Below are 26934 nucleotides of genomic sequence, written 5' to 3'. Positions count from 1 at the left end.
GCAAGACTCCAAACGGACCATTTCGATGATCTGATGAACCGCCTTCTCCTTGAACTCGACGGAATACTTTCTAGGCATAGTTCAATCCTTCCTTACCTAAGGTAGGAACTAAACCCAGGACGCTTCATTCTGTATGTAGATACAGCCACCAATCCATCACTGTGCGTTGATGCGGTAGTGATAGTCCGCGGTGTCTGCGGGCTAGTTCTTTTATGGGGGCGTTGATGCCACCTTCGAGGCTGTTTGTTGTTGCTGCAAGGTTGTCGGGGTCGATGGTTGTTGGTGGGGGTTGCAGGTAGGTAAACAGCAGGTCTCTGCGGTGCAGAGATAGCAATGATTGATAGGCCGCTCGGACGCGTTGGTGGGTGTAGACCTTGGTGTAGGCGCCGGTAGCAGGGTCTTTGATGGTGGTTTTCTCGTTCATCCATTCCCGGTAGGTGTGGTCGAATTCGTGCAGGTGGGCGACCCATGTGGATGCTTGGTCAAGGTCGGTGATGCGAGTGAGTTTCAGGGCTAGGCGGTAGAGGGTTTTGCCGGCATCGGTGCGGGGGTTGCTGGTGGTGTGGCGGCGGACTGTTCGTTGGGCGTGGACGAGGCAGCGTTGGATGCGTGTTGTTGGCCAGCAGTGGTGGATGGCTGATTGGGCACCTTGTCCGCCGTCTGTGACTGCGATTAGTGGTGCGGCAATGGGGCGTAGGAGTTCGGTGTAGGCGGCGGTGGTTTCGTGTCTGGCCCAGGTCCAGTTGATGACGTGGGTTTTACTGGCTGCGATCAGGAGGCATCCGGACTTTAGATAGGTCGCGTCGAGGAAGATTTGGTCATGGATGCGGAATGAGTCGATGGTGGGTGTGGGGATGATCCACCAGCACCATCGGAATCGGTGGTGCATGGTTTGCCTGGTTACGCCATGGTGTGCGGCGAAGGTGGTTAGAGATTGGGTGCCGGTGGCCCATTGGATGAACAAAGCCATGGTGGCGGTATTTTTGTTGTGGGTTTGGGTGTTGCGGGTAAAGGAGTGTCCGCAGTGGGTGCAGCGCCAACGGGTGGTTGATTTGCTGGTGGTGCCGTTTTTCTTTGTGTTGTTGCCGCATAGTGGGCAGCTGGGGCGGTTGGTGGTCATCCTTTAATCCAACCGGTGTGCGGTTAGCACAAATGTGGCCGGAGGTGCGGGATGGTGTGGGTAATAGCTTTCGGGGAGCTATTCTTTGGTGATTTGTGGTGTGTGGTCTGGGGTTATGGTGGCATGCGGACACACTTTTCTTTACTTAACCCCACAGAGGCCGAGGTGCCGCGCTGGTTCTCGGGTTCGGCTCGGCTGTCTTTGGCACCGGGCTGTGGCCCGAGGTGCCGCCCGGGTGAGCCTGGGGCGGCGGTACGATGAGCCCATGACTTTTCAGTACCGCCTGCGCCCTGCCGTGCGCGATGCCGCGGCATATGTTCCCGGCAAACCCGCCGCCCCGATCGAAGGCATGACAGCGTACAAACTGTCAGCCAACGAGCACCACATGGAGCCGCTGCCGCAGGTGCGCGAAGCCATTGCGAAAGCATCTGAAAATCCCAATATCTACCCTGACCCGGGCGTTTTCGAACTGACCGACGCCATGGCCGACTTCCTGGGTGTTGCACCCGAGAACATTGTGTTCGGGGCAGGTGGTTCGGAAATCCTGTCGGCCGCCTTTGCCATTACGGCCGGCCCCGGTGCGAACATCGTCTACCCGTGGCCGTCGTTTGAAATGTACCGCCAGGTGGGCGTTATGAGCGGGGCGGAGAACCGCCAGATCCCGCTGACGGCAGACGGTCGCCACGACTTCGATGCGCTGCTGGACGCAATTGACGACGACACGACGCTGGTCGTGCTGTGCAGTCCGAACAACCCCACCGGACCGGCAATCGGGGAAGCCGAATTCCGTGCGTTCATGGACCGCGTACCAGCGGACCTGCTGGTGGTTCTCGACCAGGCGTACCTGGAGTTCATCACCTCAGAAGACACCGTCGACGCCGTCGCCGCACTTGGCGACTACCCCAACCTCATCATCATGCGCACATTCTCCAAGGCCCACGGTCTTGCCGGTCTGCGCGTGGGCTACGGAATCGCCCACCCGGACGTCATCCTCGAAATGCGCAAGTCGATTGCCCCGTTTTCGGTGCAGAGCATAGGCCAGGCAGCAGCGCTCGCATCCCTGCGCGCATCGTCCGAAGTCGATGTGCGGGCCAAGGAAATCGCCGCCGCGCGCGACAAACTGACAGAAGAGCTGCGGGCACTGGGCATCGAGGTGCCGACTTCGGACGCCAACTACGTGTGGCTGCCGCTGGGCGAACGTTCCGCAGACTTCGAAAAGGTGTGCATGGCCAACGGACTGGCAGTGCGCAATCTGCACACCGGCATCCGCGTGAGCATCGGCCCGGACGAAGCCATGGAGCGCTTCATCGCCGTCACTCGCGAATTTCTGGGCAAGTGAAGCCGCCTGCTATGAGCACCGCCGATCTCGCCGGTCTGAAAGAAACACTGGGCCGCGCTTTCACGGACGACCCTGACGTCCTGCAGACCTACAGCTGCGATCATGCGCAGTTCAGCGATGCGGGCAAGCCCTTGGCGCTCGTGCTCGCCCAGACAGTTGAAGACGTGCAGACCACGGTCCGCTTCGCCCACGAACACGGCGTGCCGATCGTGCCGCAGGGAGCGCGAACCGGCCTGGCAGGAGCCGCAAACGCCGTCGACGGCTGCATTCTGCTCAGCCTTGAGCGGATGAACCGCGTGCTGGACGTCAATACTGTCGAACAGACCTGCACCGTTGAGCCCGGCATCATCAACGGCGACCTCAAGAGGCACCTCGACAGCTTTGACATGTCCTACCCACCCGACCCGGGCTCGGTGGCGATCTCGTCGATCGGCGGCAATGTGTCGACCAACGCCGGCGGTATGTGCTGTGTGAAGTACGGCGTGACCGCCGACTACGTGCGCAGCCTCAAAGTGGTGCTGCCCGACGGAACACTCACCACTGTCGGCCGACCCACACGGAAGGGCGTGGCCGGCTACAACCTGCACTCGCTCATCATCGGCGCCGAAGGCACTCTCGGGGTGGTTGTCGAGGTGACGCTCGAACTGGTGCCGAAACTTCCGGCTCCGCTGACCGCGGTGGCGATTTTCCCAAGCTCTGTCACTGCGGCAGGCGCTGTCACGGACTATATGGGCGCCGGAGGTCGGCCTTCGTTCATGGAGTACATGGACAGGCAGGTCATCGAGTTCGTCAACGCCTACGGCGATTTCGGTCTGCCGGATGGCGCCGGTGCGATCCTGCTGGTCCAGGCTGATGGCGACGGTTCGACCGAAGCGGCAGCCGCCGAACTCGAACGGTTCACGGCGGTGGCAAAAGCCGTCGGCGCAGATGACGTCTTCTATTCAGACGACCCGGCTGATTCCGAACTGCTGGTTGCCGCCCGGCGTGCGGTTTCGCCCGCCACGCAGAAGGTTGCGCACGAACTCGGCGGCGGTGAATTGGTTGACGATGTCTGCGTTCCGCGCGGGCGGCTGCCCGACATCTTCGCCAGGCTCGATGCTATTGCCGAAAAGTACCCGCAGCTCATCTTCTCCTGCTGTGCTCACGCCGGTGACGGCAATCTGCACCCGACCGTCACGTTCAACGCCCTTGATGACCAGCAGGTTCGCCTGGCCGAAGAGGCTTTCGGCGAAATCATGCAGGCAGGCATTGACTGCGGAGGAACCATCACGGGCGAACACGGAGTGGGCTCACTCAAGGCCCCCTGGCTGCGCCGCGAACTCGATGAGGGCAGCCGGGCAATGCACATGGCAATCAAAAAGGCCCTTGACCCGCAGAACATCATGAACCCGGGCAAGATGCTGGAGTTCCTCGGCGAAACCTGAACCATGCCCACGCACCCTGAAGAACCTGCTCCCCCAGAACCCGCAGTGAGCCCTGACCGCCCCGAAGCGGGCTTCGGTTTCACAATCGAGTCCCGCCTCGACCCCGGATCGCGCACCCGCAGTCCCTATTCTCTGGGGCAGGGGAGCGTGCACGGCCGCACCGGAGTGATCCGCACCCCGCACGGGAACATCCAGACGCCCGCCTTCATCCCGGTGGGCACAAAAGCCACCGTAAAGGCCGTGCGGCCCGAGGAAATGCGGGACCTCGGGGCACAGGCCCTGCTGGCCAATGCCTACCACCTGTACCTGCAGCCGGGGGCGGACCTGGTGGACGAAGCCGGGGGACTGGCCGCGTTCATGAACTGGCACGGGCCGACCTTCACCGACTCCGGCGGTTTTCAGGTGATGAGTCTGGGCTCGGGATTCAAAAAGGTCATCTCGATGGAGGCGGCTGCTGACAACGCCGGGCTCGACGACGGAGCGATAGCCGAAGGCAAAGAGCGGCTGAGCTTTGTCGACGACGACGGGGTGAACTTCAAATCTCACCTGGACGGTTCCCTGCACCGCTTCACTCCCGAAATCTCGATGCGGGTCCAACACCAGCTGGGGGCGGACATCATGTTCGCCTTTGACGAGCTGACCACCCTCATGAACTCACGCGCCTACCAGGAAGAGTCCCTAGAGCGGACACGCCTGTGGGCAATCCGCTGCATTGAAGAGCACAAGAAGCTCACCGTACAGCGCAGCACCCCCGGCTTTGCGGGACTGCCGGGCGGCAAGCCCTACCAGGCGCTCTTCGGCGTCATTCAGGGTGCGCAGTACGAAGATCTGCGGCGCAAAGCCTGCCGCGACTTGGGTGCTATGGACTTCGACGGCTACGGAATCGGCGGGGCGCTGGAAAAGGAGAACCTCGGCACGATCGTCGGCTGGTGCAATGACGAACTTCCCGAAGGCCGCCCCCGCCACCTGCTGGGAATCTCCGAACCGAACGACATGTTCACCGCCGTGCGTGCCGGAGCAGATACGTTCGACTGCGTTCAGCCTTCGCGTGTCGCCCGCAACGGGGCCGTCTACACCGCCTACGGCCGGTACAACGTCAACAACGCCGCCTCACAGCGCAACTGGGACCCCATTGAGCCCGGCTGCGAGTGCTACACCTGCCAAAACTATTCGCGTGCATACCTTCGCCACCTGTTCAAGGCCAAGGAGATGCTGTTCTCCACCCTGTGCACCATCCACAACGAGCACTACACGGTGCGGCTGGTGGAGAAAATGCGCGAAGCAATCGCTGAGGGCACCTTCGACGAATACGAAGAAGAAACCCTGGGCCGCTTCTACGGCAAATAGTCCCGCAGCCAGGCGCGCCTGACGGCTGGCCACACGGCTTCGGCCCACACGGTGTACCCGTGGTCGTTGGGATGAAACACATCAGATTCCATTGTGAAGAACTGACGCGGAATCCCCAGTGTGCTGCGTGACCACAGCGAAGCAGTTGCGGCGTGCAGTTCGGCAAGCTCAAGATCGTTTTCAGCCGCCAGACGGCGAATGAGCGCATTGGCTGCCCGGCACTTGCGCTCATAGAAGCTCAAACCGAAACTCGGCACGGTTGATACGACAGTTCCAGCCGGCAGCGCCGGATACAGACGCTCAGCAGTCCAGGCGAAGCCCTCAGCTGTAAACGTGCGGTCGGCGATGTCATTGCCGCCGATGACGCACATCGTGACATCCGCATGAGCAAACATGCGCCCCGCCTTGAGTTCCGGCAGCTGCTGTTCCATCAGAAGCCACGAGGAGTCACCGGGCTGGGCGACATTGCACACCACAACGGGGACACCGGCTTCAGCGGCCAAACGCCTGAGAACAATGCCCACATAGCCGCGATCCGCACTGGAAGCACCCACTCCCGCAGCGGCGGAATCACCCAGAACATTGACTCTGAGGGGACGGACCTCACCACCCCAGCCTGACACCGGACCAATTGAGCCGTCGGGGAAGAAAGCGAGCTCCGCCTCGTGAAAGTGTTGCCACCACCTGCGGCGGGTGCGGGCCTGCACCCCGTTCATCCAGGCGGAGCTGGACAGCCAACCGGCAGCCGCTCCAGCGGCAAAGCCAGCAGCGACCCCGAGCGCCCGACCCCACGGCGACAGGCTCGGCGATTTCGGTGAGCCCGGCGAATCCAGGCGGAATCGCGCGGTCACACTCGGGCGCCTTCGGCCATGCGCTCGGCGTCGGTTTCAACAGAATATGTGCCCTCGCGCTTCTTGAACCAGCGGATGACCACCTGCGTGACAGGCAGGAACAGCACTTCAACAGCGACCTTGTAGGCAAAGCCGAACAGAACGTACTTGAAGAACTCACCACCGGGAATCACCCCGGCAAAGGCAACAGTGCAGAAGATGACGGTGTCAGCTGCTTCGCCCACACCCGTCGAACCCAGCAGGCGCACCCACAGGGCGCGCTCGCCCATGCGGCGCTTAATGCGCACAAGCACAAGGGCGTTGAGCATCTGGCCCACGCAGTAGCCAGCCAGAGACGCGGCAACAATCCGCGGATAGAAGCCCAGAACGGCTTCAAAAGCCTCCTGGCCGTCATAGCCGGGCCCCGGCGGGGCGACGATGACCAGCAGAAAGACAAGCGAGGCCCCCAGCTGGGTAATGAAGCCCATGATGACGGCTTTGCGGGCGGCCGCGAATCCATACACCTCGGAAATGACGTCGCCCATGATGTACACGAACGGGAACAGAAAAGCTCCGCCGTCAGCCACAATCCAGTAGCTGTCCGGGCTGTCGCCCATGGGGAAGAACGCGATGACCTTCGTGGCCGAAATGTTCGACACGAGCAGCGCCACGCAGAAGAACGCCAGAACAACGGCATAGTAGCGCCCCCGGGAGGACGCAAAGGCAACCAGTCGGGCACCCGCCGTCTGGGCGGACGGTGTGGAAGCCAGGCGGGGTTCGCGGGACTCCGGGGTGGTTTCAGCGTTCAACGTCGATTTCCTCTCCGCCGGTCAGGCGCAGCAGCTCCGGATAGGTCAGCGGGAACATCGAATCCGCGGTGCCCGCGGCAGCCCACAGCGTCGGGTACGCCCCGAGTGCGCGGTCGATAAAGGTGCGAATCGGCTTGGTGTGCCCAGCTGGGGCAACCCCGCCGATCACCTGGCCGGTGGCCTCCTTCACCACGTCCGCGTTGGCCCGGCTGATCTTCCCGCCGGTCTGCTCTTCGACAAAGCCCGTGTCCACCCGGTGCGCACCGGACGTCATGATGAGCACCGGTTCACCGTCAAGCCGGAAGATGAGGCTGTTGGCAATCGCACCTGTCTCAATGCCCAGGTGAGCAGCCGCATCGGCGGCCGTTGGCAGGTGCTCGGTGAAGATTGTGATCTCACCGGTGATCCCGGCTTTGTCGAGGTCCGCCTGGATTCGCTGATTGCGTTCGTGCACTCTTCAGACCTCCCGAGGTGCTTCTGGGCGGACGTCGGTCGGAGCCGGAGCCTCGGTAGGGGAGCCCGCGGGCGCAGGAACGTGGGCAGGGGAGTCAGTTGGCGCCTCGGCCTGGGTCTTGGCCCGTGTTGGCAGGCCGCGGCGGCGCAGCAGAGGATCGACGGTGGGCTGTTCCCCGAAGAACTGGGTGATGGCCTGCTCCGGGTCGACAGAGAAGCCCGGAGCCAGCACCGCGCGGCGGAAAGCCTGCCCCGAAGCGGCCGTCAGACCGCCCTGCCGGTCAAACCATTCAGAAGCGTAGGCGGCCAGCTGCTCCGACCACAGGTAGGAGTAGTAGCCGGCCGCATAGCCGAAGCTGAACGCGTGCATGAAGTACGGCGAACGATAGCGCGGCTGCACAGAGGGCGAAAACCCAGCGGCCGAGAGCACCTCCGACTCGAATTCGAGAACAGCTTCAACCTGTTCGCCCGGTTCCAGGCCGTGCCACGACAGGTCAAGCAGAGCCGCCGCCAGGTATTCGACCGTGCCGAAGCCCTGCCCGAACTTCTGCGCCTGCTTGATCTGTTCGACCAGGCCTTCCGGCATCGGCTCGCCCGTTGTGATGTGACGGGCGTAGTTCGGCAGAACATCCGGGTGGAGCATCCACATTTCGTTCAGCTGCGACGGGAACTCAACATAGTCCCGAGGGACCGAGGTGCCAGCCCGGCTGGGATAAGTGGAATCGGCAAACAGTCCGTGCCACACGTGGCCGAACTCGTGAAACAGGGTGTTGACGTCATCCAAGCTCAGCAGGGCAGGTTCGCCCGGAGCGGGGCGGGGCACGTTCATGGTCATGGTGATGATGGGCTGTTCTCCCGTCAGACGCGCACCTGTCACAAGCTCCGCCATCCATGCCCCGCCGCGCTTGCTGGGACGCGTGTAGGGGTCAATGCAGACCAGCCCCAGGATCTTGCCGCCCTCGGAGATCTCCCACACCGTGACGGCTTCGTCCCACAGACGACCGGCGAACCGGTCGGTGACATTCTCAAAGCTCAGCCCGTACAACACGCTCGCGGCATAGAAAACACCGTCGTGCAGAACCCGGCTGAACTCAAAGTACTTGCTGATTTCGCTGTGGTCGATGCCGTACAGCTGAGAGCCCACGCGACGCAGCCAGAAAGGAATGTCCTCAGCCGCAAGCCTCTGCGGCTGCGCAGTCTGTTCAATGGTTTCCAGTTCACGCCGCAGCTGCTGATCAGCAGGCTCCAGAAGCGAAATGAGCAGACTCGACGCCTGTTCCGGGCTGCCCGCCTGCTGCTGCTCAATCGCGTACTCGCTGAACGAACTGTAGCCCAGCACACCGGCCAAAGCGGCACGCAGTGCCGTGATGTCGGCAACAAGGCCGCGAGTATCACCCTCACCGCCGCGACTGCAGCGATCAGCAGATGCGGCAAACAGCGCCGAACGGGTCTCCGGGTGGGTAAGCGCTTCAGCCGGCGGCTGCACGGTTGTCGACTCCAACGGCAGAACCCAGCCGTCAACACCGCGCTCCCGGGCCTGAGAAGCGGCGGCGGCCAGCTGAGCCTCAGTCAGCCCATCAGGTGAGTACGGGCCGCCGCGTTCAATCACAAAAGCCGAAGCGTTGGTCTCCGCCAGGACGGTATTGGCAAAGCGATTCTCCAAGCGCGTCAGCTCAGCAGAGACCGCTTCGACGCGCTGCTTGCCGTCATCGTCCAAACGGGCACCCGCCCGAATGAAATCAGACAGGAGAAGCTGCAGGTGACGACGATCCTCCGGCAGAAGGGCACTGTCGCCAATCGCTTCAAGCCTGTCGAACAGGACGGAATTGAGCCGAATGCCGAGAAAAGCCGACGACAGCTCCGCATCGATTTCCGCCAAAGCGTCGCTGTTGTCCTCCGTGTGCGCCGAGCCTTGGAGAACCCCGGCAACAGCAGACAGGCGGCGCAGCGGTTCTGTGGCCTTTTCCAAAGCGACGACCGTGTTGTAGAAGTCGGCCGGAGATTCATCGGCCGCAATTGCTTCGAGATCCTGCTGAAAGTCGGCCAGAACAGCCGCCAGCGTGCGGTGCAGCTCTTCAGCTGACAGGTGGAAGTCCGGCAGCGTCAGCGAGGCCGGGCGGGTGATCCAGTCAAGCAGCGAATCAGCGGAAGCCCCGCCGTCGGTGTGTTCTGGGGTGGTGGGCACGTGCTTCTCCTCTAACAGGCTCGGGCATCGAACTCTACCTGCCGCCGATGTCAGCCAAGCGCTGAGTATCGTGAACTTCGTGAGCAGCTTCGACGGATATCCGCGCGGGCACCGCCAGACGAAGAAGATCGAAATCGGTCTGCTCGTCGCGGGCCTTGCAACCTTCGTGCTGCTTTACAACACGCAAGCTATTTTGCCCTACTTCACCCGAGACCTGCGGATCTCCCCGTCACATTCGGCCCTTTCGGTCTCTGTGGCAACAGCGGGGCTGGCTGTAGGCCTCATTGCGGCAGCACCCGTTTCCGAAAGGATCGGCAGGGTTGCGCTGATTCGCTTCTCGCTGCTGTCTTCCAGTGCGCTGGGCCTGATGAGCGCATTTGTCACAGACTGGCCGACGTTCCTTGTTCTGCGCTTTGTCATGGGAGTTCTGCTGGCAGGTCTGCCCGCCACGGCCGCGGTGTATCTGAAAGAGGAAATCCACCCTGACTACGCAACGGCCGCCACGGGGATCTACATCTTCGGCACAACCCTGGGCGGTCTGAGTGCCCGCCTCGTCACGTCTGGTGTGGTCAGCCTGCACGAACGGCTGAGTCTGGGCGCGCCGCTGGGGCTCGATGCGGCGCATTTCGCTCTGCTCGTGTCGGCACTTGCGGCAACCGCCTGTGCTGTGGGTGCGTGGCTGCTGTTGCCGCAGTCGCGCGGTTTTGCGCCCCACCCGGTGCAGCCGCGGCAGCTTCTGCGGGACTTCGCCCGAGTGTTCACGGATCCGGTTCTCGTGGGCCTGTACGTGCTCGCGTTCTTCGGCATGGGCGCTTTTGTCGGCACCTTCAATGTTCTGGGCTTCCGTCTTGAAGCTGCACCCTACGGCCTGTCGGTTGCCGTTGTCGGACTGCTCTACTTGGCCTATCCGGTGGCTGGTTTTGTCGGTGCCCGCGCAGCCCGGCTGGCCAACAGCTATTCGATCCGCGCGGTCATCGTGTTCGGCCCCCTGACCGCCCTTGTGGGGGTGGGGATTCTCGCAGCTTCGCCTCTGCCGGTCATCGTGTTCGGACTGCTGGTGCTCGCCTCGGGGTTCTTCATCACCCACTCGATCGCATCTGCGTGGGTCCCCTCCCGAGGTGCCGCCCGCCTCGGTCTTCCCGCTCAGGCCGCCAGCATGTACATGCTGTTCTACTACATGGGGTCTTCAGCTGCAGGCAACCTCACGCCAGTTGCTTGGCAGGATTTCGGCTGGTGGGGTGTCACGGCGATGACCGGCGCCTTCATGGGTGCGAGCGTGCTGATCGCCGTCGGTCTGGCGAGGTCGAAAAAGGCCTGAGCTGGGTGTCGTGTGCGACGGCCGGTTGGTCGTGTCAATCAGCAGGGGCGGTTGTTCTGTGTTTCCCTGTCAAAAGCGATGCGGTTGCGAGGCCGCGTATTTGTGGTGGATAATGTATGCAAAGGTTCCCCCCTGGCGACAAGGACCCCTGGGTTCTTCTTTATAGATAGCCGGGGGGGTCATTTTTCACCAGTACCTTGTGTGGCCTTCGAGGAAAGTGTTGTGGTCGCTGACATCGGCGCTCTGAAGTTCTTTAATGCGCTTCCAGTATTGGTCGTCGGCTCGTTCTAGACTGCGAAAATGTGACCAGGCGACATAGTCGGCGACCTGACCAACCGGGTCGTGTTTGATCGAATCGAAATGGATTCGCATCTTCGTGCCGTCGGCTTTGAGTTCCGGCTTCATCTTCGCATGGAAGGCTTTCTGGTTCTTCTTTGTGATGGCTGCGTCGTAGACCATGACCACAGATGACGCCCTGCCATCCGCCGCATTTCTGATGTACCTTGCGAGAGCGCCTGCAAAGATGCTGTAGAACTTGCCCTGATCGTGGATGCGGGGTGAAGCGTAATGTTTGTCTGCCCAAAGGGAGCGGATGGTGAACTGCGGCAGAGACTCGATCGTGTCGAACATTCGTTTCCGCACCCCGGGTGAATCTTCTGTCGCGTGAAAGTACGGCCGCTCCATGTCGTGCTGCATGAGTTCGTATTTCAGAGCGAGCACTTTCGCGGCAGTATCTACGGGATTGCGTGTGATCACCGCCGACATGACGAAATGGTCAGATCCCTTAGCGCTGAATTCCATGTCCCCAGATTCGTCTACGTAGACGTAGAGCGGGCGTGCCGTGTCCACAGGGGGTCACCGTCCTGGTTATTCGTTCTCTTGCTGGTGGGGCGACTTTATCTTCAACCCCTAAACTATCCGTCCCGTTTACGAAACTCATTAGTTCAAGCCTGCTGATCGCCCTCGGCCCGGCGAGGTCGAGAAGGTCTGAGCTCAGCCCACCCGGGCTCTAGACTGGTCGGGTGAGCGCAATCAACATCAACGGCCGCACTGCGAACCCTTTTGCCATAGGGTTCCTCGGCATGCTCGGCGCGGGCCTGGCATACGGCCTCTTTCACCTGGTGGATGACCTCGCCGGAGTCATAGTCTGCATTGCCTGCGCGCTGTTTCTAGCCCTGGGGCTTGAACCGGTCATCCGCTTTATGACCAAACGGGGGATCAAACGCGGGTGGGCTGTCACCATCACATCGCTGGCCGTGGTCATAGCCGTTGCCGGTGTTGTGCTCATCGTCGTGCCGCCCGTGGTGCGGCAGGTGCAGCAGTTCATCGGCAATGTTCCGCACATCATCGACGACATCATTCGCCAGCCCTGGTTTGGAAAGCTCGAAGAGAACCTGCCTTTCGGCATCGACCTCAACGAGGGGCTTGAAAGTGCCGGCGTCTGGTTCTCAGACCCAGCCAACCTGGCCAATGTCGGCGGCGGCGTTCTGACGATCGGTGCGGGAGTGCTGACGTTCACCACGAACCTCATCATCGTCATCATCCTCACCCTCTACTTCGCTGCAGGGCTGCCCAGCATCAAATCTGCTTTCTATCGGCTCATGCCCGCGCGCAAGCGCGAGGACGTCAAAGACGTCACAGAGGAGATCACCGGCTCTGTCGGCCGCTACATTCTGGGTCAGGGGGCGCTCGCCGTCACGAACGGCGTGCTGTCGGCAATTTTTCTTACGATCATCGGCGCCCCGCTGCCCGCTCTTTTGGCGTTCATCGCTTTTCTCGGTTCGCTCATCCCGCTGGTCGGCACAATCTCGGCATCGATCGTCATCGTGCTGTCGTGCCTGATGAGCTCACCGACTCTGGCCCTTATAGCCGCGATCTACTATTTGGTGTACATGCAGATTGAGGCGTATGTCTTCAATCCGCGCATCATGAAAGCCGTCACCGATGTTCCGGGGCCGATCGTCATCATTGCCGCGATTGCCGGTGCAACCCTCGGGGGAGTGCTTGGGGCAGTTGCTTCGGTACCCGTTGCGGCATCGCTGCTCATCATCTACAGGAAAGTGGTCATTCCACACCAAGACGCAAAGAAGTAACCTGTCTCACATGACCGAGCGATTTCCAGACGCAGTTCTGACAGACCTTCCCGACGACATCCGACAGCGAATCGAAGACGAAGCTGAAAAATCCGGCTTCATTCCCAATGTCTTCATCAAGCTGGCCCGCCGACCCGCTGAGTTCCGAGCGTTCTTCGCCTACTACGACGCGCTCATGGACAAAGACACCGGAAGCCTCAGCAAAGCCGACCGCGAAATGATCGTCACGGCCACATCCTCCGCCAATGGGTGCCTGTACTGCGTGGTTGCCCACGGGGCACTCCTGCGCCTGTTCAAGAAAAGCCCGGACATTGCAGACAAAGTAGCCGTCAACTACAAGCACGCTGACCTCGAACCCCGCGAAACGGCAATGCTCGACTTCGCCATGAAGGTCTGCACGAACCCCGCAGACATCAGCGACGACGACTTCACGCGCCTGGCCGAACACGGTTTCGATGCCGAAGACGTGTGGGACATCGCCGCAATCACCGGGTTCTTCGGCTTGTCCAACCGCATGGCCACGGTTTCGGGTATGCGCCCCAATCAAGAGTTCTACACCCTTGGCCGGGTGCCGAAAGACATCTACCAGCAGCTCAACGGCTGAACCACACGCACGAGGTGGGGCTCACCTGCATTGGTGAGCCCCACCTCGTGCGTTAGAACCGGGTGCAGAAACAGCTTGCCTGTTCACCGGTGGGTGCGTAGTTTAGGTGCAGGACACCGACGTCCTGCAGCACTGCACCTGAAGTCTCAAAGGAGAGAATCGTGACGGTTTACGCAGCCCCCAACACACCTGACAGCAAGGTGACCTTCAAGCCCCGCTACGACAACTGGATCGGCGGGCAGTGGACGCCGCCGAAAGCCGGACGCTACTTCGAAAACCCCAGCCCAGTCACCGGAAAAGTCTTCTGCGAAGCCGCGCAGTCAGACGCTGATGACATCGAGGCGGCACTCGACGCCGCTCACAAGGCCGCACCCGCATGGGGCAAAACAAGCCCCGCTGAGCGCGCTCTCATCCTCCAGCGGATTGCCGACCGGATGGAAGAAAACCTCGAAATGCTCGCCGTTGCCGAAACATGGGACAACGGCAAGGCGATCCGCGAACCGCTGACCGCGGACATCCCCCTGGCCATCGACCATTTCCGCTACTTTGCCAGCGTAATCCGCGCTCAGGAAGGTCGCCTGTCGCAGATTGACGACAACACCGTCGCCTACCACTTCCACGAACCACTCGGTGTGGTCGGACAGATCATTCCGTGGAACTTCCCGCTGCTCATGGCGGTATGGAAGCTCGCTCCCGCGCTCGCAGCCGGCAACGCGGTGGTCCTCAAACCAGCCGAACAGACCCCGGCCTCGATCATGGTCCTCATCGAACTCATCGGCGATCTGCTGCCCGACGGCGTAGTCAACATCGTCAACGGCTTCGGCGTCGAAGCGGGCAAGCCGCTGGCGTCGAACCCGCGCATTGCAAAGATCGCGTTCACCGGTGAAACGACCACCGGTCGGCTCATCATGCAGTACGCATCGCAGAACCTCATTCCCATCACCCTGGAACTGGGCGGCAAGAGCCCTAACGTGTTCTTCGAAGACGTCATGGCAGCTGATGACGCTTTCCGGCAGAAGGCCGCTGAGGGCTTCGCGATGTTCAGCCTCAACCAGGGCGAAGTCTGCACGTGCCCGTCACGCGCATTCGTGCAGGAGAGCATCTTCGATGACTTCGTCGAACTCGGGCTCGAGCGCGTCCGCAACACCAAGCAGGGCAACCCGCTGGACACGGACACGCAGATCGGCGCTCAGGCTTCGAACGATCAGCTTGAGAAGATCAAGTCGTACCTGCAGATCGGCAAGGACGAAGGCGCCGAAGTGCTCATCGGCGGTGAGCAGAACCACCTCGACGGTGACCTCGCCGACGGCTTCTACGTCCAGCCGACGGTCTTCAAGGGCGACAACAGCATGCGGATCTTCCAGGAGGAGATCTTCGGACCCGTTCTCGCTCTGACGTCGTTCACCGACTACGACTCCGTCATCAAGGAAGCGAACAACACGCTCTACGGCCTGGGTGCCGGCGTGTGGTCACGCAACGGCGGCATCGCCTACCGTGCGGGTCGTGACATTCAGGCCGGCCGCGTGTGGGTGAACAACTACCACAACTACCCGGCACACGCTGCGTTCGGCGGCTACAAGTCGTCCGGCATCGGCCGTGAGAACCACCTCATGATGCTCGACCACTACCAGCAGACCAAGAACCTGCTGGTCAGCTACGACGAAAACCCCATGGGATTCTTCTGACAATGGCTGACGACAACAGCGGAGGCCTGGAAAGCACCTCGGTGACCGCGCAAGTGGAAGCGCGGCCTGAGATCGAAGGTGAACAGCGCTCGCGTGTGGGGCTGAGCCCGGCGGCGGTGGAGCTGTTGCAGAAGCTGACACAGCAGCACGGCCAGCTGATGTTCCACCAGTCTGGCGGATGCTGTGATGGGTCTGCTCCCATGTGCTATCCGGAAGGTGAGTTCCTCACCGGTGACTCGGACGTGCTGCTGGGTACGTTCACTCTGCCCGATGTGTCCGCAGAGTCTGCGGAGATCGGCTTCTGGATGTCAAAAGAGCAGTTCGAGTACTGGAAACACACCTACCTGCTGGTTGATGCAGTGCCCGGCAGGGGCGGCGGCTTCAGCATTGAAAGCCCTACGGGCCTGCGGTTCCTCATCAGATCGCGGCTCATGGATCAGTCCTGAACCACACGCACGAGGCGGGGCTCACCTGAAATGGTGGGCCCCGCCTCGTGCGTGGTCTGAACAGAAAAGGTCAGTCGGTGCTCTCTTCGCCAGCTGATTCGCTGGGAGCAGAGGCTTCCTCATCGGGGGAGTCGGTCTCATCAGCCGACTGTGAGTCCGATGTGGCGCTTTCCTTCATGGCTTCTTCCGCGGCTTCCCGCTGGTCAGCGGGAATGGCGGCGAGTGCTGTCCAGTCGTCCCATTTGTAGGTCCAGTCTGCAACATCGCCCGAGGAGGGGCTCAGCGAAACGCTCGAACCCTTGATTTCAACCGGGTCGCCGTACAGTGCGGAGTTGAAGTACTTCTGAGCGCTGCCCGGTGCGAGGTTGACGCAGCCGTGCGATACATTTGCCGATCCCTGCGAACCGACCGACCAGGGCGCACCGTGGATGAATTCACCGTTGTTGTGGATGCGCACCGCGTGCCTGGTGGGGGTTTCGTAGTCCCACTGCTGGCTGCGCATGACGTAGTAGTCGTGCTTGGACATCACGATGTGCGTGCCGTTGTGGGTTTCAGTGCGTGCGCCCGACCGACCGAAGGACGCGGGGAAATCCCACTTGGTCTTTCCGCCGCGCTTGACGACCATGCGGTGAGTCTTGGTGTTGCCCTCAACCACCTGATTGCGGTCGACGGTGAACTTCAGTTCGACGTCTTTGGCGCCTTTCTGATTGTCGCCCATGGGAACGTCCTTCAAGTTCATCCGCAGGTCGACGTCAGTGTGTTCGGGCCAGTATTCACGCGGGCGGTAGTGGATGCGCGAAAGCCCGTCGACATCAGGAAGCCACGCCCAGGAGCCCTCCACGTCGCGGTCTTTGCCGTCAGAGTCCTTGAACGTCAGACCCAGACGGCTTTCCACGGTTGCGCGGAACTTCTCTGGCACGATGCTTCCGAAGTTCACAATAATGGGCGCACCGACGCCGACCTTCTGGTTGTCGCTGATCACGGTGCGGGCGTTGATATCTGCGCGCTTGAGTTTGTCGGTGTCGACAGTGCCGGTCAGCGTGTGCTCTTCGCCGTTGGCGTCAATGGCCGAGGTCGTCCACGTGTAGGTCGAATTGCCTGCCAGCAGGTACGACGATTCCCATTCGGTCTTCTGAGCGTCGGAGTCGTCTTCTGCACCGGCAGATTCCGAGGGCTCGCCTGATGCGTCGGCTGACTCAGCCGACGGCGTGGGGCTTTCTGCAGGGGATTCAGATTCTGATGCCGCACCGTCGGTGGCTTTGTCGGTTGGCTCTGCGGAGTCGCCTTTGAGTTCGCCGAGGTCAACGAGGGCGCCTTCGGCATCGTTGTCGACAAGGCGAACGTCTTCGAACGAACCGTCCGTGACTTTGAGGGCGAGCTTTTTCCCAGGGGCGTCTGCGGTGACTTCCACGGTGGGCTCGGGAACGTCTTTTTTGGCGATCGGGCTCGATCCGTCAGCAACCGCGCATCCGCTGATGAGCAGAAGAGCTGACGTTGCCGCTGCGGCCGCGGGCAGAATGCGAAATCTCACGCGGTATCCCTTCGGAAAGGCTGGTTTTAGAGCGCTGTTCAAGCAGTGTTCGGGCCGTGTTTCTCTGCTGCCAGAAGCACGGTTTTGGGCTCCCGCGATTGTACCGTTCGGCTTTGGTTGGGGTATTGCAACTTGATTGCAAAAGGGTTACAAGCGCCGCGCGTTCGCTATAAGTGCTGATCGGGGCGGTGCAGTGAAGTTATAGAAAAGTGATGGGACCGCAGCGGGAAACGTTAAGGGCCCTCCGCGCACCCAGTAGAGCTTGCTTACCCTTGCTACCTTCCGGTCCTGGGGGAGTTCACAAGATGCTGCCACGCGAAGGGCCGAAACGAGTATAGGCCATGACCGGTCGACAAAGCGAACGCCGGACCCTGCGACTGAGCTGGCGCGGGCTTTAAGCGGATCTGGGCGCAGTCTGTGTGAGGGAACGGCTAGGGCCTCATGCGATTGTTGGGGCGGAGCCGATGATGGGTCGCTGTTCTTGGAACGCGACAGCGCTAGGAGCGCAAGCCGTATTCATCTGCGGTTTACGGCCAATTCGTCCTTCGGCAGATTCTTCTGTATGCTGTCTTGCGGAGGATTCGCATAGCGGCCTAGTGCGCACGCCTGGAACGCGTGTTGGGTTAATAGCCCTCAGGGGTTCAAATCCCCTATCCTCCGCGTTGGGAAGTCCCGGGACATCGTTCACTCGATGCCCCGGGACTTTTTGTGTTTGGGGCAGCTGATGTGTCGGGTCATCGTTCCCCGCTGTAGGTCCTGCATCCTAATGCTTGAGCATGTGCCCTTATCTGCAGAACCCACTGAAGCCTGCGGGCTGTCTCTTGGCAGCGCGGCTGCTGGAGGGCTGTCTATTCCGCGTCTCCGCACCGTTAACGACAAATCCACGCTTGAGCCGCAGGGAGACTCCTTTGAGCAGCCGAAACTCCCGTTAGAAGCTGTTGCTAAGGCGCAGAACCCGGCTCAAGGGGTGTCGGGCTGTCCGCATGTGGTTGTGAATTATGTCGTGGGACATCCGCAGCCCGATTCCCGGTGGCAGGGGTGAACGATGTCCTGAAACCAGACACCCTATCCTCCGTCCGATGTTGAAGTTCCGTGGCTCGCGCGCTCAGGAGACTGCAACATCGGCACATCAGGGCTGGTAGTCATCAGGTCCGAGGAACGAGGCACCGAGCTTCGACTCCAGGACATCCATGGTCTTCTGCTGAGGCAGGTGCGTGTACGCCGTCCATTTCTCGTCATCATGCGTGAAGAAGGCCGCTTCGTAGTCACCCTTCACCGAAGGCGCCGTCTGGTGGAAGTCGGAACTGACGTCGGCGCTGTTGGTAAAGAAGCGCAGCATCACGCGTTCTTTTCCGTTGGGATACATCTCTGACGGGGCCGATCGTACACAGTCGACGGCCACCAGCGCTCCCTCGAGCGGTCCGTAGAGGCCATCATCTTGGAGGCTGTCGTCGAATCGGCTCCACTCACTCAGCGGTGTGCCGGGGGCGAACTCTTCTCGCTCACTGCAGGCGTCGTGGCCCATCACCGACTCCACTGCCGCACTGACCTTCTGCTCGACGGCGGACATGGAATCCGCCTTCGAACCCTTGCTTGCACCGTTCTTCTGTGCTGGGTCCGTGGCATCCTCAGCGACCGGCCGCTCACTATCCTCAGGAACGTCTTCGTCGGCTGGGTTATCGGCGGGAGAGCTTGGAGTCGACCCGGCTGGTGGCTGCGAACTGCTGCCGCAACCGGCCAGCACCATGAGCGCGGTCAGGAGTGCGGCGGCGAGAGCTGAGAGCGTGCCAGTGTGCATGAGCGGTGCCTTTCTGAACTCAGAGTGCTTGTGACGGAGATCATATTGAACCTATGTTACTCGGACTGGACGCAGCCGAGCACCGACGCGCACCGCTCCTGCCTGGCTACACTGTCCTCAGCACCCAACCTGCGATGCGAGTGAGGGTAAGCCGTTGAAGACTGCGACCGATGTTGTCCGCTACTCCGTTTCGACCGCTGTGGCGATCCTCCTGGCCCTGCTCATTGAAACGGCATGGGTCCTCCTGCTGCGCCCCGACTCGACGGGTGGGGCGCTGCAGACTGAGCTCCTCGTTCTCTTCTACCTGCTGTTCTGGAACCTATTCGTCCTCATCTACGTGACTTGGACGATTCGCAGCTACAAGCTCCTACGCGGACCGGCACTCATCGTCCAGGTGCGTCGTGAAGTCCGGTTACAGAGTCGCTGGTGGGCGCGGGCTTTAGGGTTCAGTGGTGCGACGAACTTCGCCGTCACCGCTGCCGCCTTCGCCATCTTCCTGACCGTCGTGCTCGCCCAGACTGAGGTGGTGCGCCAGTCGCTGCTCTACCTCGCACTCGGCGTCGTCGCCGTTGCCGCATCCTGGGTGTTCATGGTCTTCGCCTTCGCTGCCGCCTACATGCACCTCAACGTGCTCGGCGTCGAGAAGCGCCACATCCGCTTCCACAGCGAACCACCCGAGGAGTTTGACGACTACCTCACCCTGGCAGTGCTTGCCTCGACGATGGCCGCCGCCATCTCAGCTCAGATCCACACGAAGGCTGCCTGGAGGCAGGTGCGCACCAATGTCGTCGTTGCCTTCGGATTCAACTCGCTCGTGCTTGCGATGATCGTCTCGGTCGTCATCTCCGCCTTGACCCGGTAACGGTGTTCGTCGCACTGGCTGCGGCAGTCGGTGCGACGAGCGCCCGGGCCTGCACCCAGGTGAAGGCGGCGAGCACACAGAACAGTGCCGCGTCGAGGGCGATGTAGATGATATGTACCGAACTGCCCGCCTCTGCAGTGCCGGCGAGTACGGCGTCGGTGCGCGCATTCAGCAGCGGGCGCACGACTGTGACCTTGACGATCAGCAGCCCGGCGATCGTCGCCAGCAGCGTCCAGGCCGGGCGGATCTGCCGGGTCGTGACGACGGCTGCGATGAGGATGAGTGCGAGCACGCCTTCGACGATGTTCATCGCAGTGAACACAAGCCGTCCGATCCCCAGCCCCAGCGGGATCGTGATTCCGGGGGCCTGGAACTTCAGCGGCGCCTCGATGAGGTCGATGGCGATGATGAGGCCCAGCCAGATAGCAGGGATGACAAGGCGGGCAGTTAGGGCAGCAGCGCGCATAGCGGCAGTCTACGCCAGGCCGGCGCCACCGCCGTAAAGCGCTGGTCAGCATGCTCAACCGAAAATCCCAAAACGGCAGCCGGCATCCTGGGAGCGCTTTAAGATCGCCGGTAGCGCCTGCGTCGCCGAACTTGCCCTCAACCTAGATCGTTGGGGCCGTTACGGGGCACGACGACGGGGTCTGCCGACCGGGGCTATTCACCCCACCGGGTATGGGGGTACACCCCCGTCCGACCTCATAACGTCTCTGCGGCCTCAGCGAGCTCTCCCCAGAAAGCATCCCAACCCCGCGCAACCGCACGGGGAACCCCAAATAGTGATGTTGTGTCATCGTCCGCAACCCGGACGAAGGGCGCGACAATGGGCTATAAAGACTGGTTCAAGCTTGACCCGGCAGTGAAGAAACACAATGCCATGCTCGGTATGGGAAACATCCTCCAAGGCTACGAACTCACAGTCATTGGAGGCGATCAGGAAAACAGCTTCTCCACCAACACGAAAAATCTTCACGCCGAAGTAGCAACGTCCGAAAGGCCGACAAATACATAAGTGCGGGCCGCGTTGTCGGAGGGACGTTACTGTTTGGCCCTATCGGTCTAGTTGCCGGAGTGCTCGCAAAGAAGAACCCTAATCGGGTTGATGTCACTGTCACCAAAGACGAACAGCTCCTCGGCATGATCGATGTCAAACCCAAGGACATTCGCAAAGCCGACCAGTTCGCCCAAGCGATTAATCGGTCAGCACAAGATCCGGAAAACTCTGGCGAGTAACAATAATTCTCAAGCCCCCGTCCTCTCGTATCGCAAGGGGTGGGGTCCAAAGTGTTAGGGGAGAGGTCTCCCGCTGGCACAGCCCGCCCTCAGCGCCTCACAGTGAGACTTCCGCGGAATGTGAAAAGGGCCCAAAAGGGCGAGTGCCGGCAGCCAATGATTTAACACAGGGCCGTCTAGTTGTACTGACCGGAGACGTTGATTGATTACGCGAGGACGCTTCGACATGGTCCGAAGCGATCTGCGCTTACACTGGTGCGATGAACATGGAAACCCGCTCAGTCCAGCTGCCCGTCTTCTATGTGTACTGACCGGGCAGGTTGATCGAACGGATTGTGGTATGACGTTGTCCTCGGTATCGCTATGAGGTCGTGGCTTCGCGGCTGAGCCAGGCTGCCAGGGCGGTCTCTGTCGCTTGAAGTTGTCGGCGGCGTTCGCTGATCTCGTGGAGGCGATCGACCAAGCGGGCTCGTGTCACGTCGCAGCACAGGCCGGGTGCGGGTTCCGGCTGCATGCACGGGAGCATGAGAGTGATGTCGCGCGCGGTGAATCCGGTGTCCAAGAGTGCCTTGACCTTCTTCGCGCGCGCGATGTGGCGTGGCGTGTAATCCCGGTATCCGGCCGGGGTGCGGTCCGGCACGACGAGGGCGACTGCCTCGTAGTGTCGTAGCCGGTGGGCGGGCACACCCACCTGGCGGGCCGCTTCAGTGATGCGCATGACGCCTCCTGGTCTTGTCGATGGATTTGACCTTCACACTAGTATGAAGGTTGAGGATAATGGCATGTCCTTAACACACCTGCGTTGGCCAGCGCTCACGCTGGCTAGCACCTTGTTCGTCGTCACCACCAGCGAGTTCCAGGTCGCCGCGATGCTGACCGATATGGCCGATGATCTACATCAGCCAATCGAAGGCCTGGCTTTGCTGGTCACCATCTACTCCCTCGGTAGCGCCCTCGGCGGCCCGATGCTGACATGGCCACTACGACACCTGCGCACTAAGACGTCCCTGATCGCGGTCGTGCTCGCGTATGCCGTTGCCGAGGTCGCAGCGGGCTTTGCCCCCAACTTCACGATTCTCGCGGTCTTCCGCTTCGTCACCGGCTGCCTGTCGGGCGCGACCTTCGGGTTGGCTCTCACGTTGGGGATGGCCCTGACCGATGAGCGCGACCGCCCACGGGTGTCCGCGTCGATCTTGTCCGGCCTAGTGGCGGGCACGCTCCTTGGCCTGCCCCTCAGCCACCTACTGGGAATGTGGTCGGGGTGGCGGACATCTTTCCTGCTCCTGGGCGGGGCAGCGGCTGTGATGGCTGCGGGGGTCGCCGTGCTGATCCATCAACCTGACAGGGCTCCTGCGCCTGATGGTTCAGATCACGGGGGTCTAGCGAGCTGGGCCCTGTGGAGTCGCTTCGCAGCGAGCTTCCTCACGATCGGCGGTGCCTTCGCGGCGTTTGCGCTCATCGACCCCATCTTGAAACGTGGAGGACTGTCACCCGCCCAGGCAACCGGAACCATGGTCGCCTTCGGTGTTGCGGCGCTCGTGGGCAACCGTCTGTCCGGCCGAGCAGCGCCGGGCCGCGCCCGTGGTTGGCTCTTGATCGGTCTGGGAATTCAATTAGTGGCGTTGATCGCGCTGGGTCTGCTGCCCACCACACCTCTGATCGTGGTCGTCGCGGTGATCGGCTTGGGCGCTACCGGTATGGCTTTGAACCCATTGCTCGTCAATCGGGTCGTCACTGTCGCCGGCTCCCACGCACTAAGCAACACGGTGCATACAGCGTGCATCACGCTCGGGGTCGCTGCAGCCACCGCGCTGGGTAGCCGCGCCATTGCCACCAGCGGAGGTTTGACCGGCACGGTGCTGGTGGGAATCGCCCTCACCGCAGCGGCCGGCATCGTCGTGGCAGCAACTCCGGACCAGCGCGCCGCCACACGGGAGGCCTGACATGTCCCACGCCAATGCCGCTCTCACGCCCCGCCACCGGCTCAAGGTCGCCCAACTCGTCGTCGACCAGGGCTGGTCGATCAGCGAGGTCGCTACTCGGTTCCAGGTGGTTGGCCGACGGTCAAGCGGTGGATTGACCGCTACCTCGCCGGCTGGCTCCACCAGTACAACCACCACCGGCCCCACACCGCTTGCGGCAACCAGCCGCCGTTCTCACGCTTGACTAACGTCCCCGGTCAGTACATCTATGTCGGTACGCCTGTGGCTTTGATCACCACGGTGAATCCCAATGGGACGGCGAATATTGGTCCGATGTCGAGCGCGTGGGCTCTGGGGGACACGGTTGTGCTCGGGTGGGAGTCGACTTCGCAAACGGCTGGGAACCTGGAGCGCACGGGCGAGTGCGTCATCAACTATCCCGACGCCAGCTTGTGGCAACAGGTCGATGCGATCGCGAAGCTCACGGGGCACAATCCGCCGGCTCCCCACAAGGCTGACCAGTTCTCCTTCATGGAGGACAAGTGGACGCCCAGCGGGTTCACGCCCGTGCCCTCCACCAGGGTTGCTCCGCCGCGCATTGAGGAGTGTCCTCTGCAGTGTGAGGCCGAGGTCGTCGCGATCCACGAACCGGCCCGTACCAATGGTGGTGTGGACTTCCGCATCGTGGAGACCCGGGTCCTCGAAATCCACGCGGGGGCCCGGATTCTCCAAGCTGGTGCGGAGCGCGTCGACACGGAGGCCTGGGAACCTCTGCTCTACGTCTTTCGGGACTACTTCGGCACTGGCCGCAAGCTGGGCAGCACACAGCGCAAATAGGGTTCGTGCGCATCCCGCGTGGATGCGCAGCGTGCTCGGCTCACACCGCGTGAAGCCATCCCTGGATGCGTTCGGGTCGGTGGACCAGGATGTCACGGCGGCCGGGACGTCGTTCGATCCAGCCGAGGTCCACGAAGGCCTGCATGAGCGCGGCGCCGAGACCTCCGGCGAGGTGGTGGCGCTGCTCGGTCCAGTCGGTGCACACCTTCACCGCCGGTCGCCGTGCTGCCCGGACGGCCGTGAGGTCAACGTCGACCCGGGCGAGGTGCTCGCCGGCGCAGGGCGCGAGAACGTAGCTGGGTTCGGCAGGGCCTGCGATCTTGTCGTGGGGGCCACGGACGGTTCCGCTGACGCCGTCGGTGCGCCGCAGCGTCCCGGCCTCGAGTAGGCCGGCGAGGATGTCGGTGCCCAGGCTTCCGGCGAGGTGGTCGTAGCAGCTGCGTGCCACGCGCAATCGGTCCCACCGGGTGACCTGACGCAGTCCGGTCGGCGCCGGCGTCGACGCCAAGGGCAGGAGCGACTCCAGGACCACCGCGACGTGGGTGCCTGCGAGCCGGTAGCGACGCACCCGTCCCTCGGGCTCGACGACGAGCAGTCCTGCCCCCGCCAGGCGGGACAGGTGCTCGCTGGCGGTGGAGGTGCGCACCCCTGCCACCTGGGCCAGGCGCGTCACGGGGCGGGCGTTGCCGTCGAGCAGTTCGAGCATCATCGCGGCGCGTGACCGATCGGCGAAGTGCGCGGCCACCGAGGCGATGTCTGGCTGTGGGTCCATGGCACCCATTCTCACCCGGTCACACTTCGACCGCCACCGAAGCGTCCATACCTCATCGTGGTGGACATGAACCTCTCTCCTGATGCCCCCGCTTCACACCGGGGTGGTGCCCGCCGCAACGGCGGGACATTCCTGCTCGTAGTGTTGTGCATCCCCATGTTCCTGGTGCTGCTGGACGTGATGGCGATGAACGTGGCCATGCCCACGATCGGCACGACCTTCCACGTGCCGGTGGCCCACTGGTCCCAGGTGGTCGACGCCTACACGGTGCCGCTGGCAGTGGCCCTGCTGCCGGCCGGTTGGCTCGTCGACCGGGTGGGGGCACGTCGTTGCCTGCTGGCCGGGATCGCCGTGTTCACGGCAGCCTCCGTGGTGGGCGGGCTGGCCGGAGCCTGGCTGGTCGTCCTGGGTGCCCGTCTGGGCCAGGGGCTGGCCGCGGCCGTGATGCTGCCGGCCGGGCTGGCAGCACTGAGCACGTCCTGGCCTGAACCACATGAGCGTGCGAGGGCTCTGGGGGCCTGGTCGAGTATCAGCGCCGTGGCCACTGCCCTGGGCCCAGCCGTCGGCGGCCTGCTCGTGGCCGCCATGTCGTGGCGGGCCGTGTTCTGGGTCAACGTGCCCCTGGGCCTGGTCGCCGCATGGGGGACCTGGCAGCAGCTGGGCACCGGCCCCCGGCGCCCACAGCAGCCCCAACCCGAACAGTCCGGCCGTGGCGCCATTGCCACGGTGTCGCTGGTCGGGTCCGTGGTCGCGGCAGCCATGATGACCTCGGGTGCGAACGGGACCCTGCAGGCGGTCACCGTCCATCTCCAGTCCGGTCTCGGGATGGGCGCCGGCCCCGCGGGCCTCCTGCTCCTACTGGCCACAGCCCCCTTCGTCGTCCTGGGTCCTCTGTCAGGGCGGGCCGTGGTTCGCTTCGGTCGCCGTCTGGTAGCCGCCGTCGGCTTCCTCGCCGGAGCCGTAGGCCTGGCCACACTCGGCTGGCTGCCAGGGCTCGTGGGACTGGCCCCGGGACTGCTCGGCATCGGTGTCGGACTCGGGCTGGTGACCTCCGCGATCGTCGGGGAGAGCCTCAGCGCGTGGCCCACGCGCCCCGGCATCGCCAGCGGACTGAACAACGCGCTCAGACAGACCGGGACCAGCGTGGGCGTAGCCCTGGGCGGCTGGGCAGCCGGCCATTGGACGGGCAAGTCACTGCTCACCCACACCGGCACGACCGCCGGCCTCTGGTGGGCCCTCGCCGCAGCTCTGGCCATCCTCACCTTCACCCATCACCCGGAACCGAAGAAGCTCGAACCGTGAGCCACGCGAACGCTGCTCTCACTCCGCGCCATCGCCTCTTGGTCGGTCAGCTCGTGGTTGACCAGGGCTGGCCGGTCAGTGAGGTTGCCGCCAGATTTCAGGTCTCTTGGCCGACCGTGAAGCGTTGGGCCGACCGCTACCGGGCCGGCCAGTCCATGCAGGACCGCTCTTCACGCCCGCACCGATCGCCGAACAAGACCGACCAGGCCACCACACGGCGCTGCGTCAAGCTTCGCCTCCGACTGCGCGAAGGCCCGGTGCAGTTGGCCTGCCGGCTCGGCGTCGCCCCGTCGACGGTCCACCGGATCCTGGCCGACGCGCACCTGAACCGGCTGTCGCACATCGATCGCGCCACTGGGGAGCCCGTCCGTCGCTATGAGCACGACCATCCGGGGGCGATGCTGCACGTCGACGTGAAGAAGCTCGGCAACATCCCCGACGGCGGGGGCTGGCGCTACGTCGGCCGCCGGCAAGGCGAGAAGAACCGCGCCGCCACACCCGACAAGCCCAAGAGCAAGTGGCACGACCCGTTGATGGGCAAGGCCTACGTCCACACCGTCATCGACGACCACTCCCGCGTCGCCTACGCCGAGATCCACGACGACGAAACCGCCCGCACCGCCGCCGCAGTCCTCGTCCGGGCCGTCGAGTGGTTCAACGCCCGCGGCATCACCGTCGAGCGGGTCCTGTCCGACAACGGCGGCGCCTACAGGCCACACCTATGGCGCGACACGTGCGCCGAGCTGGGCATCAGGCACAAACGCACGAGGCCGTACCGGCCGCAGACCAACGGGAAAATCGAGCGGTTCCACCGCACCCTTGCCGACGGCTGGGCCTACGCCCGCTGCTACACCTCTGAAGCCGAGCGGCGAGGGGAGCTTGACGGCTGGCTGCACTACTACAACCATCACAGGCCTCACACGGCCTGCGGCAATCAGCCGCCGTTCTCACGATTGATCAACGTCCCGGGTCAGTACATCTAGTTCGGCCCGAAGGTGGCAGAGGCCATGGCGTGGGCTTC

At 62.6% G+C, this 26934-nt stretch carries 25 protein-coding genes, 1 tRNA gene, 1 other RNA gene and 2 pseudogenes; 17 read left to right on the top strand and 12 right to left on the bottom strand.

Translation table 11 applies throughout. The annotated features are described in order from the left end of the window. Nucleotides 1-127: 127 nt before the first annotated feature. Nucleotides 128-1120 (bottom strand): annotated as a pseudogene (locus GC119_RS04805) (IS256-like element IS3503 family transposase); the annotation flags it as partial. Between the two features lie 265 nt (nucleotides 1121-1385). Between GC119_RS04805 and hisC the strand changes: the two are divergent. From hisC to tgt, 3 genes are read left to right on the top strand one after another with little or no spacing between them, the layout of a single operon-like run. Next, nucleotides 1386-2459 carry a histidinol-phosphate transaminase gene (gene hisC, locus GC119_RS04795; protein WP_070573061.1) on the top strand — a complete coding sequence of 358 codons (1074 nt, stop codon included), beginning with the start codon at nucleotides 1386-1388 and terminating at the stop codon, nucleotides 2457-2459. Between the two features lie 11 nt (nucleotides 2460-2470). Continuing rightward, nucleotides 2471-3883: an FAD-binding oxidoreductase gene (locus tag GC119_RS04790; RefSeq protein ID WP_070573063.1), complete on the top strand. Its 1413-nt coding sequence runs from the start codon at nucleotides 2471-2473 to the stop codon at nucleotides 3881-3883. Between the two features lie 3 nt (nucleotides 3884-3886). Further along, nucleotides 3887-5230 carry a tRNA guanosine(34) transglycosylase Tgt gene (tgt, locus tag GC119_RS04785; RefSeq protein WP_083304050.1) on the top strand — a complete coding sequence of 448 codons (1344 nt, stop codon included), beginning with the start codon at nucleotides 3887-3889 and terminating at the stop codon, nucleotides 5228-5230. On the opposite strand, the gene GC119_RS04780 is transcribed toward tgt, so the two are convergent. The 4 genes from GC119_RS04780 to GC119_RS04765 are packed head-to-tail and all read right to left on the bottom strand — an operon-like array spanning nucleotide 5218 to nucleotide 9507. Beyond that, nucleotides 5218-6081 carry an SGNH/GDSL hydrolase family protein gene (locus GC119_RS04780; RefSeq protein ID WP_151952567.1) on the bottom strand — a complete coding sequence of 288 codons (864 nt, stop codon included), beginning with the start codon at nucleotides 6079-6081 and terminating at the stop codon, nucleotides 5218-5220. The two genes, tgt and GC119_RS04780, sit on opposite strands and share 13 nt — an antisense overlap. Then, nucleotides 6078-6869: a queuosine precursor transporter gene (locus GC119_RS04775; RefSeq protein WP_226829255.1), complete on the bottom strand. Its 792-nt coding sequence runs from the start codon at nucleotides 6867-6869 to the stop codon at nucleotides 6078-6080. The genes GC119_RS04780 and GC119_RS04775 overlap by 4 nt, the downstream gene beginning before the upstream one ends. Beyond that, the gene (locus GC119_RS04770) at nucleotides 6859-7323 is read right to left on the bottom strand and encodes a YbaK/EbsC family protein (RefSeq protein ID WP_151952566.1); all 465 of its coding nucleotides are present in this window, start codon (nucleotides 7321-7323) and stop codon (nucleotides 6859-6861) included. Before GC119_RS04770 ends, GC119_RS04775 begins: the two co-directional genes overlap by 11 nt. Nucleotides 7324-7326: 3 nt before the next feature. Further along, entirely contained in the window at nucleotides 7327-9507 is a 2181-nt protein-coding gene (locus GC119_RS04765) for a M3 family metallopeptidase (protein WP_151952565.1), read from the bottom strand. 79 nt (nucleotides 9508-9586) lie between these two features. On the opposite strand from GC119_RS04765, the gene GC119_RS04760 reads away from it, so the two are divergent. Further along, on the top strand, nucleotides 9587-10825 hold the full coding sequence (locus GC119_RS04760) for an MFS transporter (protein ID WP_070777787.1): 1239 nt from the start codon (nucleotides 9587-9589) through the stop codon (nucleotides 10823-10825). A gap of 186 nt (nucleotides 10826-11011) precedes the next feature. On the opposite strand, the gene GC119_RS04755 is transcribed toward GC119_RS04760, so the two are convergent. Further along, entirely contained in the window at nucleotides 11012-11674 is a 663-nt protein-coding gene (locus GC119_RS04755; RefSeq protein ID WP_226829253.1) for a DUF3800 domain-containing protein, read from the bottom strand. 173 nt (nucleotides 11675-11847) lie between these two features. Between GC119_RS04755 and GC119_RS04750 the strand changes: the two genes are divergently transcribed. The 4 genes from GC119_RS04750 to GC119_RS04735 all read left to right on the top strand — a co-directional run bounded on the left by GC119_RS04750 (nucleotide 11848) and on the right by GC119_RS04735 (nucleotide 15653). Continuing rightward, entirely contained in the window at nucleotides 11848-12918 is a 1071-nt protein-coding gene (locus GC119_RS04750) for an AI-2E family transporter (RefSeq protein ID WP_151952563.1), read from the top strand. Between the two features lie 10 nt (nucleotides 12919-12928). After that, nucleotides 12929-13522, top strand: coding sequence for a peroxidase-related enzyme (locus tag GC119_RS04745; RefSeq protein ID WP_070573075.1), 594 nt, complete (start codon nucleotides 12929-12931; stop codon nucleotides 13520-13522). A gap of 161 nt (nucleotides 13523-13683) precedes the next feature. Next, the gene (locus tag GC119_RS04740; RefSeq protein ID WP_151952562.1) at nucleotides 13684-15207 is read left to right on the top strand and encodes an aldehyde dehydrogenase family protein; all 1524 of its coding nucleotides are present in this window, start codon (nucleotides 13684-13686) and stop codon (nucleotides 15205-15207) included. Between the two features lie 2 nt (nucleotides 15208-15209). Next, complete coding sequence (locus GC119_RS04735) at nucleotides 15210-15653, top strand: DUF779 domain-containing protein (protein ID WP_070777768.1); 444 nt, start codon at nucleotides 15210-15212, stop codon at nucleotides 15651-15653. A 70-nt stretch (nucleotides 15654-15723) separates the two neighbouring features. On the opposite strand, the gene GC119_RS04730 is transcribed toward GC119_RS04735, so the two are convergent. Both GC119_RS04730 and ffs read right to left on the bottom strand, forming a co-directional pair. Then, complete coding sequence (locus tag GC119_RS04730) at nucleotides 15724-17184, bottom strand: L,D-transpeptidase (protein ID WP_151952561.1); 1461 nt, start codon at nucleotides 17182-17184, stop codon at nucleotides 15724-15726. Between the two features lie 232 nt (nucleotides 17185-17416). Further along, an RNA gene (ffs, locus tag GC119_RS04725) (signal recognition particle sRNA small type) lies at nucleotides 17417-17512 on the bottom strand. A 246-nt stretch (nucleotides 17513-17758) separates the two neighbouring features. Between ffs and GC119_RS04720 the strand changes: the two genes are divergently transcribed. Then, nucleotides 17759-17844: transfer RNA gene (locus GC119_RS04720), tRNA-Ser, on the top strand. A 469-nt stretch (nucleotides 17845-18313) separates the two neighbouring features. Here GC119_RS04720 and GC119_RS04715 read toward each other — a convergent pair. After that, the gene (locus GC119_RS04715; RefSeq protein WP_151952560.1) at nucleotides 18314-18982 is read right to left on the bottom strand and encodes a hypothetical protein; all 669 of its coding nucleotides are present in this window, start codon (nucleotides 18980-18982) and stop codon (nucleotides 18314-18316) included. 154 nt (nucleotides 18983-19136) lie between these two features. Here GC119_RS04715 and GC119_RS04710 point away from each other — a divergent pair, with 154 nt between their 5' ends. Beyond that, on the top strand, nucleotides 19137-19844 hold the full coding sequence (locus GC119_RS04710; RefSeq protein WP_151952559.1) for a DUF1345 domain-containing protein: 708 nt from the start codon (nucleotides 19137-19139) through the stop codon (nucleotides 19842-19844). On the opposite strand, the gene GC119_RS04705 is transcribed toward GC119_RS04710, so the two are convergent. Then, on the bottom strand, nucleotides 19822-20310 hold the full coding sequence (locus GC119_RS04705; RefSeq protein WP_151952558.1) for a hypothetical protein: 489 nt from the start codon (nucleotides 20308-20310) through the stop codon (nucleotides 19822-19824). The two genes, GC119_RS04710 and GC119_RS04705, sit on opposite strands and share 23 nt — an antisense overlap. Before the next feature lie 360 nt (nucleotides 20311-20670). Here GC119_RS04705 and GC119_RS04700 point away from each other — a divergent pair, with 360 nt between their 5' ends. Together GC119_RS04700 and GC119_RS10935 are read left to right on the top strand one after the other, a co-directional pair. Further along, nucleotides 20671-20859, top strand: a complete 189-nt coding sequence (locus GC119_RS04700) for a hypothetical protein (protein WP_151952557.1) — start codon at nucleotides 20671-20673, stop codon at nucleotides 20857-20859. Between the two features lie 59 nt (nucleotides 20860-20918). Then, nucleotides 20919-21080 carry a hypothetical protein gene (locus GC119_RS10935; RefSeq protein ID WP_176747352.1) on the top strand — a complete coding sequence of 54 codons (162 nt, stop codon included), beginning with the start codon at nucleotides 20919-20921 and terminating at the stop codon, nucleotides 21078-21080. A 361-nt stretch (nucleotides 21081-21441) separates the two neighbouring features. Here GC119_RS10935 and GC119_RS04695 read toward each other — a convergent pair whose 3' ends face one another. Further along, nucleotides 21442-21798: a MerR family transcriptional regulator gene (locus tag GC119_RS04695; RefSeq protein ID WP_151952556.1), complete on the bottom strand. Its 357-nt coding sequence runs from the start codon at nucleotides 21796-21798 to the stop codon at nucleotides 21442-21444. Between the two features lie 43 nt (nucleotides 21799-21841). Here GC119_RS04695 and GC119_RS04690 point away from each other — a divergent pair, with 43 nt between their 5' ends. From GC119_RS04690 to GC119_RS04680, 3 genes and pseudogenes are all read left to right on the top strand, one after another. Then, nucleotides 21842-23023 carry an MFS transporter gene (locus GC119_RS04690; protein WP_193215620.1) on the top strand — a complete coding sequence of 394 codons (1182 nt, stop codon included), beginning with the start codon at nucleotides 21842-21844 and terminating at the stop codon, nucleotides 23021-23023. 1 nt (nucleotide 23024) lies between these two features. Continuing rightward, nucleotides 23025-23230, top strand: a pseudogene (locus GC119_RS04685) (helix-turn-helix domain-containing protein); the annotation flags it as partial. A gap of 54 nt (nucleotides 23231-23284) precedes the next feature. Next, entirely contained in the window at nucleotides 23285-23839 is a 555-nt protein-coding gene (locus tag GC119_RS04680; protein ID WP_226829261.1) for a flavin reductase family protein, read from the top strand. A gap of 40 nt (nucleotides 23840-23879) precedes the next feature. Here GC119_RS04680 and GC119_RS04675 read toward each other — a convergent pair whose 3' ends face one another. Then, entirely contained in the window at nucleotides 23880-24611 is a 732-nt protein-coding gene (locus GC119_RS04675; RefSeq protein ID WP_193215619.1) for an ArsR/SmtB family transcription factor, read from the bottom strand. 66 nt (nucleotides 24612-24677) lie between these two features. Between GC119_RS04675 and GC119_RS04670 the strand changes: the two genes are divergently transcribed. Together GC119_RS04670 and GC119_RS04665 are read left to right on the top strand one after the other, a co-directional pair. After that, nucleotides 24678-25913: an MFS transporter gene (locus tag GC119_RS04670; protein WP_151952553.1), complete on the top strand. Its 1236-nt coding sequence runs from the start codon at nucleotides 24678-24680 to the stop codon at nucleotides 25911-25913. Next, a complete protein-coding gene (locus tag GC119_RS04665) occupies nucleotides 25910-26896 on the top strand; it encodes an IS481 family transposase (protein WP_151952552.1) in 987 nt (328 codons plus the stop codon). The genes GC119_RS04670 and GC119_RS04665 overlap by 4 nt, the downstream gene beginning before the upstream one ends. The last annotated feature ends 38 nt before the right edge of the window (nucleotides 26897-26934 follow it).

It is taken from the genome of Brevibacterium sp. Marseille-P9724, assembly GCF_902500275.1.
In the GTDB taxonomy this organism is placed as follows: domain Bacteria; phylum Actinomycetota; class Actinomycetes; order Actinomycetales; family Brevibacteriaceae; genus Brevibacterium.
Note: the sequence above shows the minus strand (reverse complement) of the source record. Positions and strands in the feature narration are given on the sequence as shown.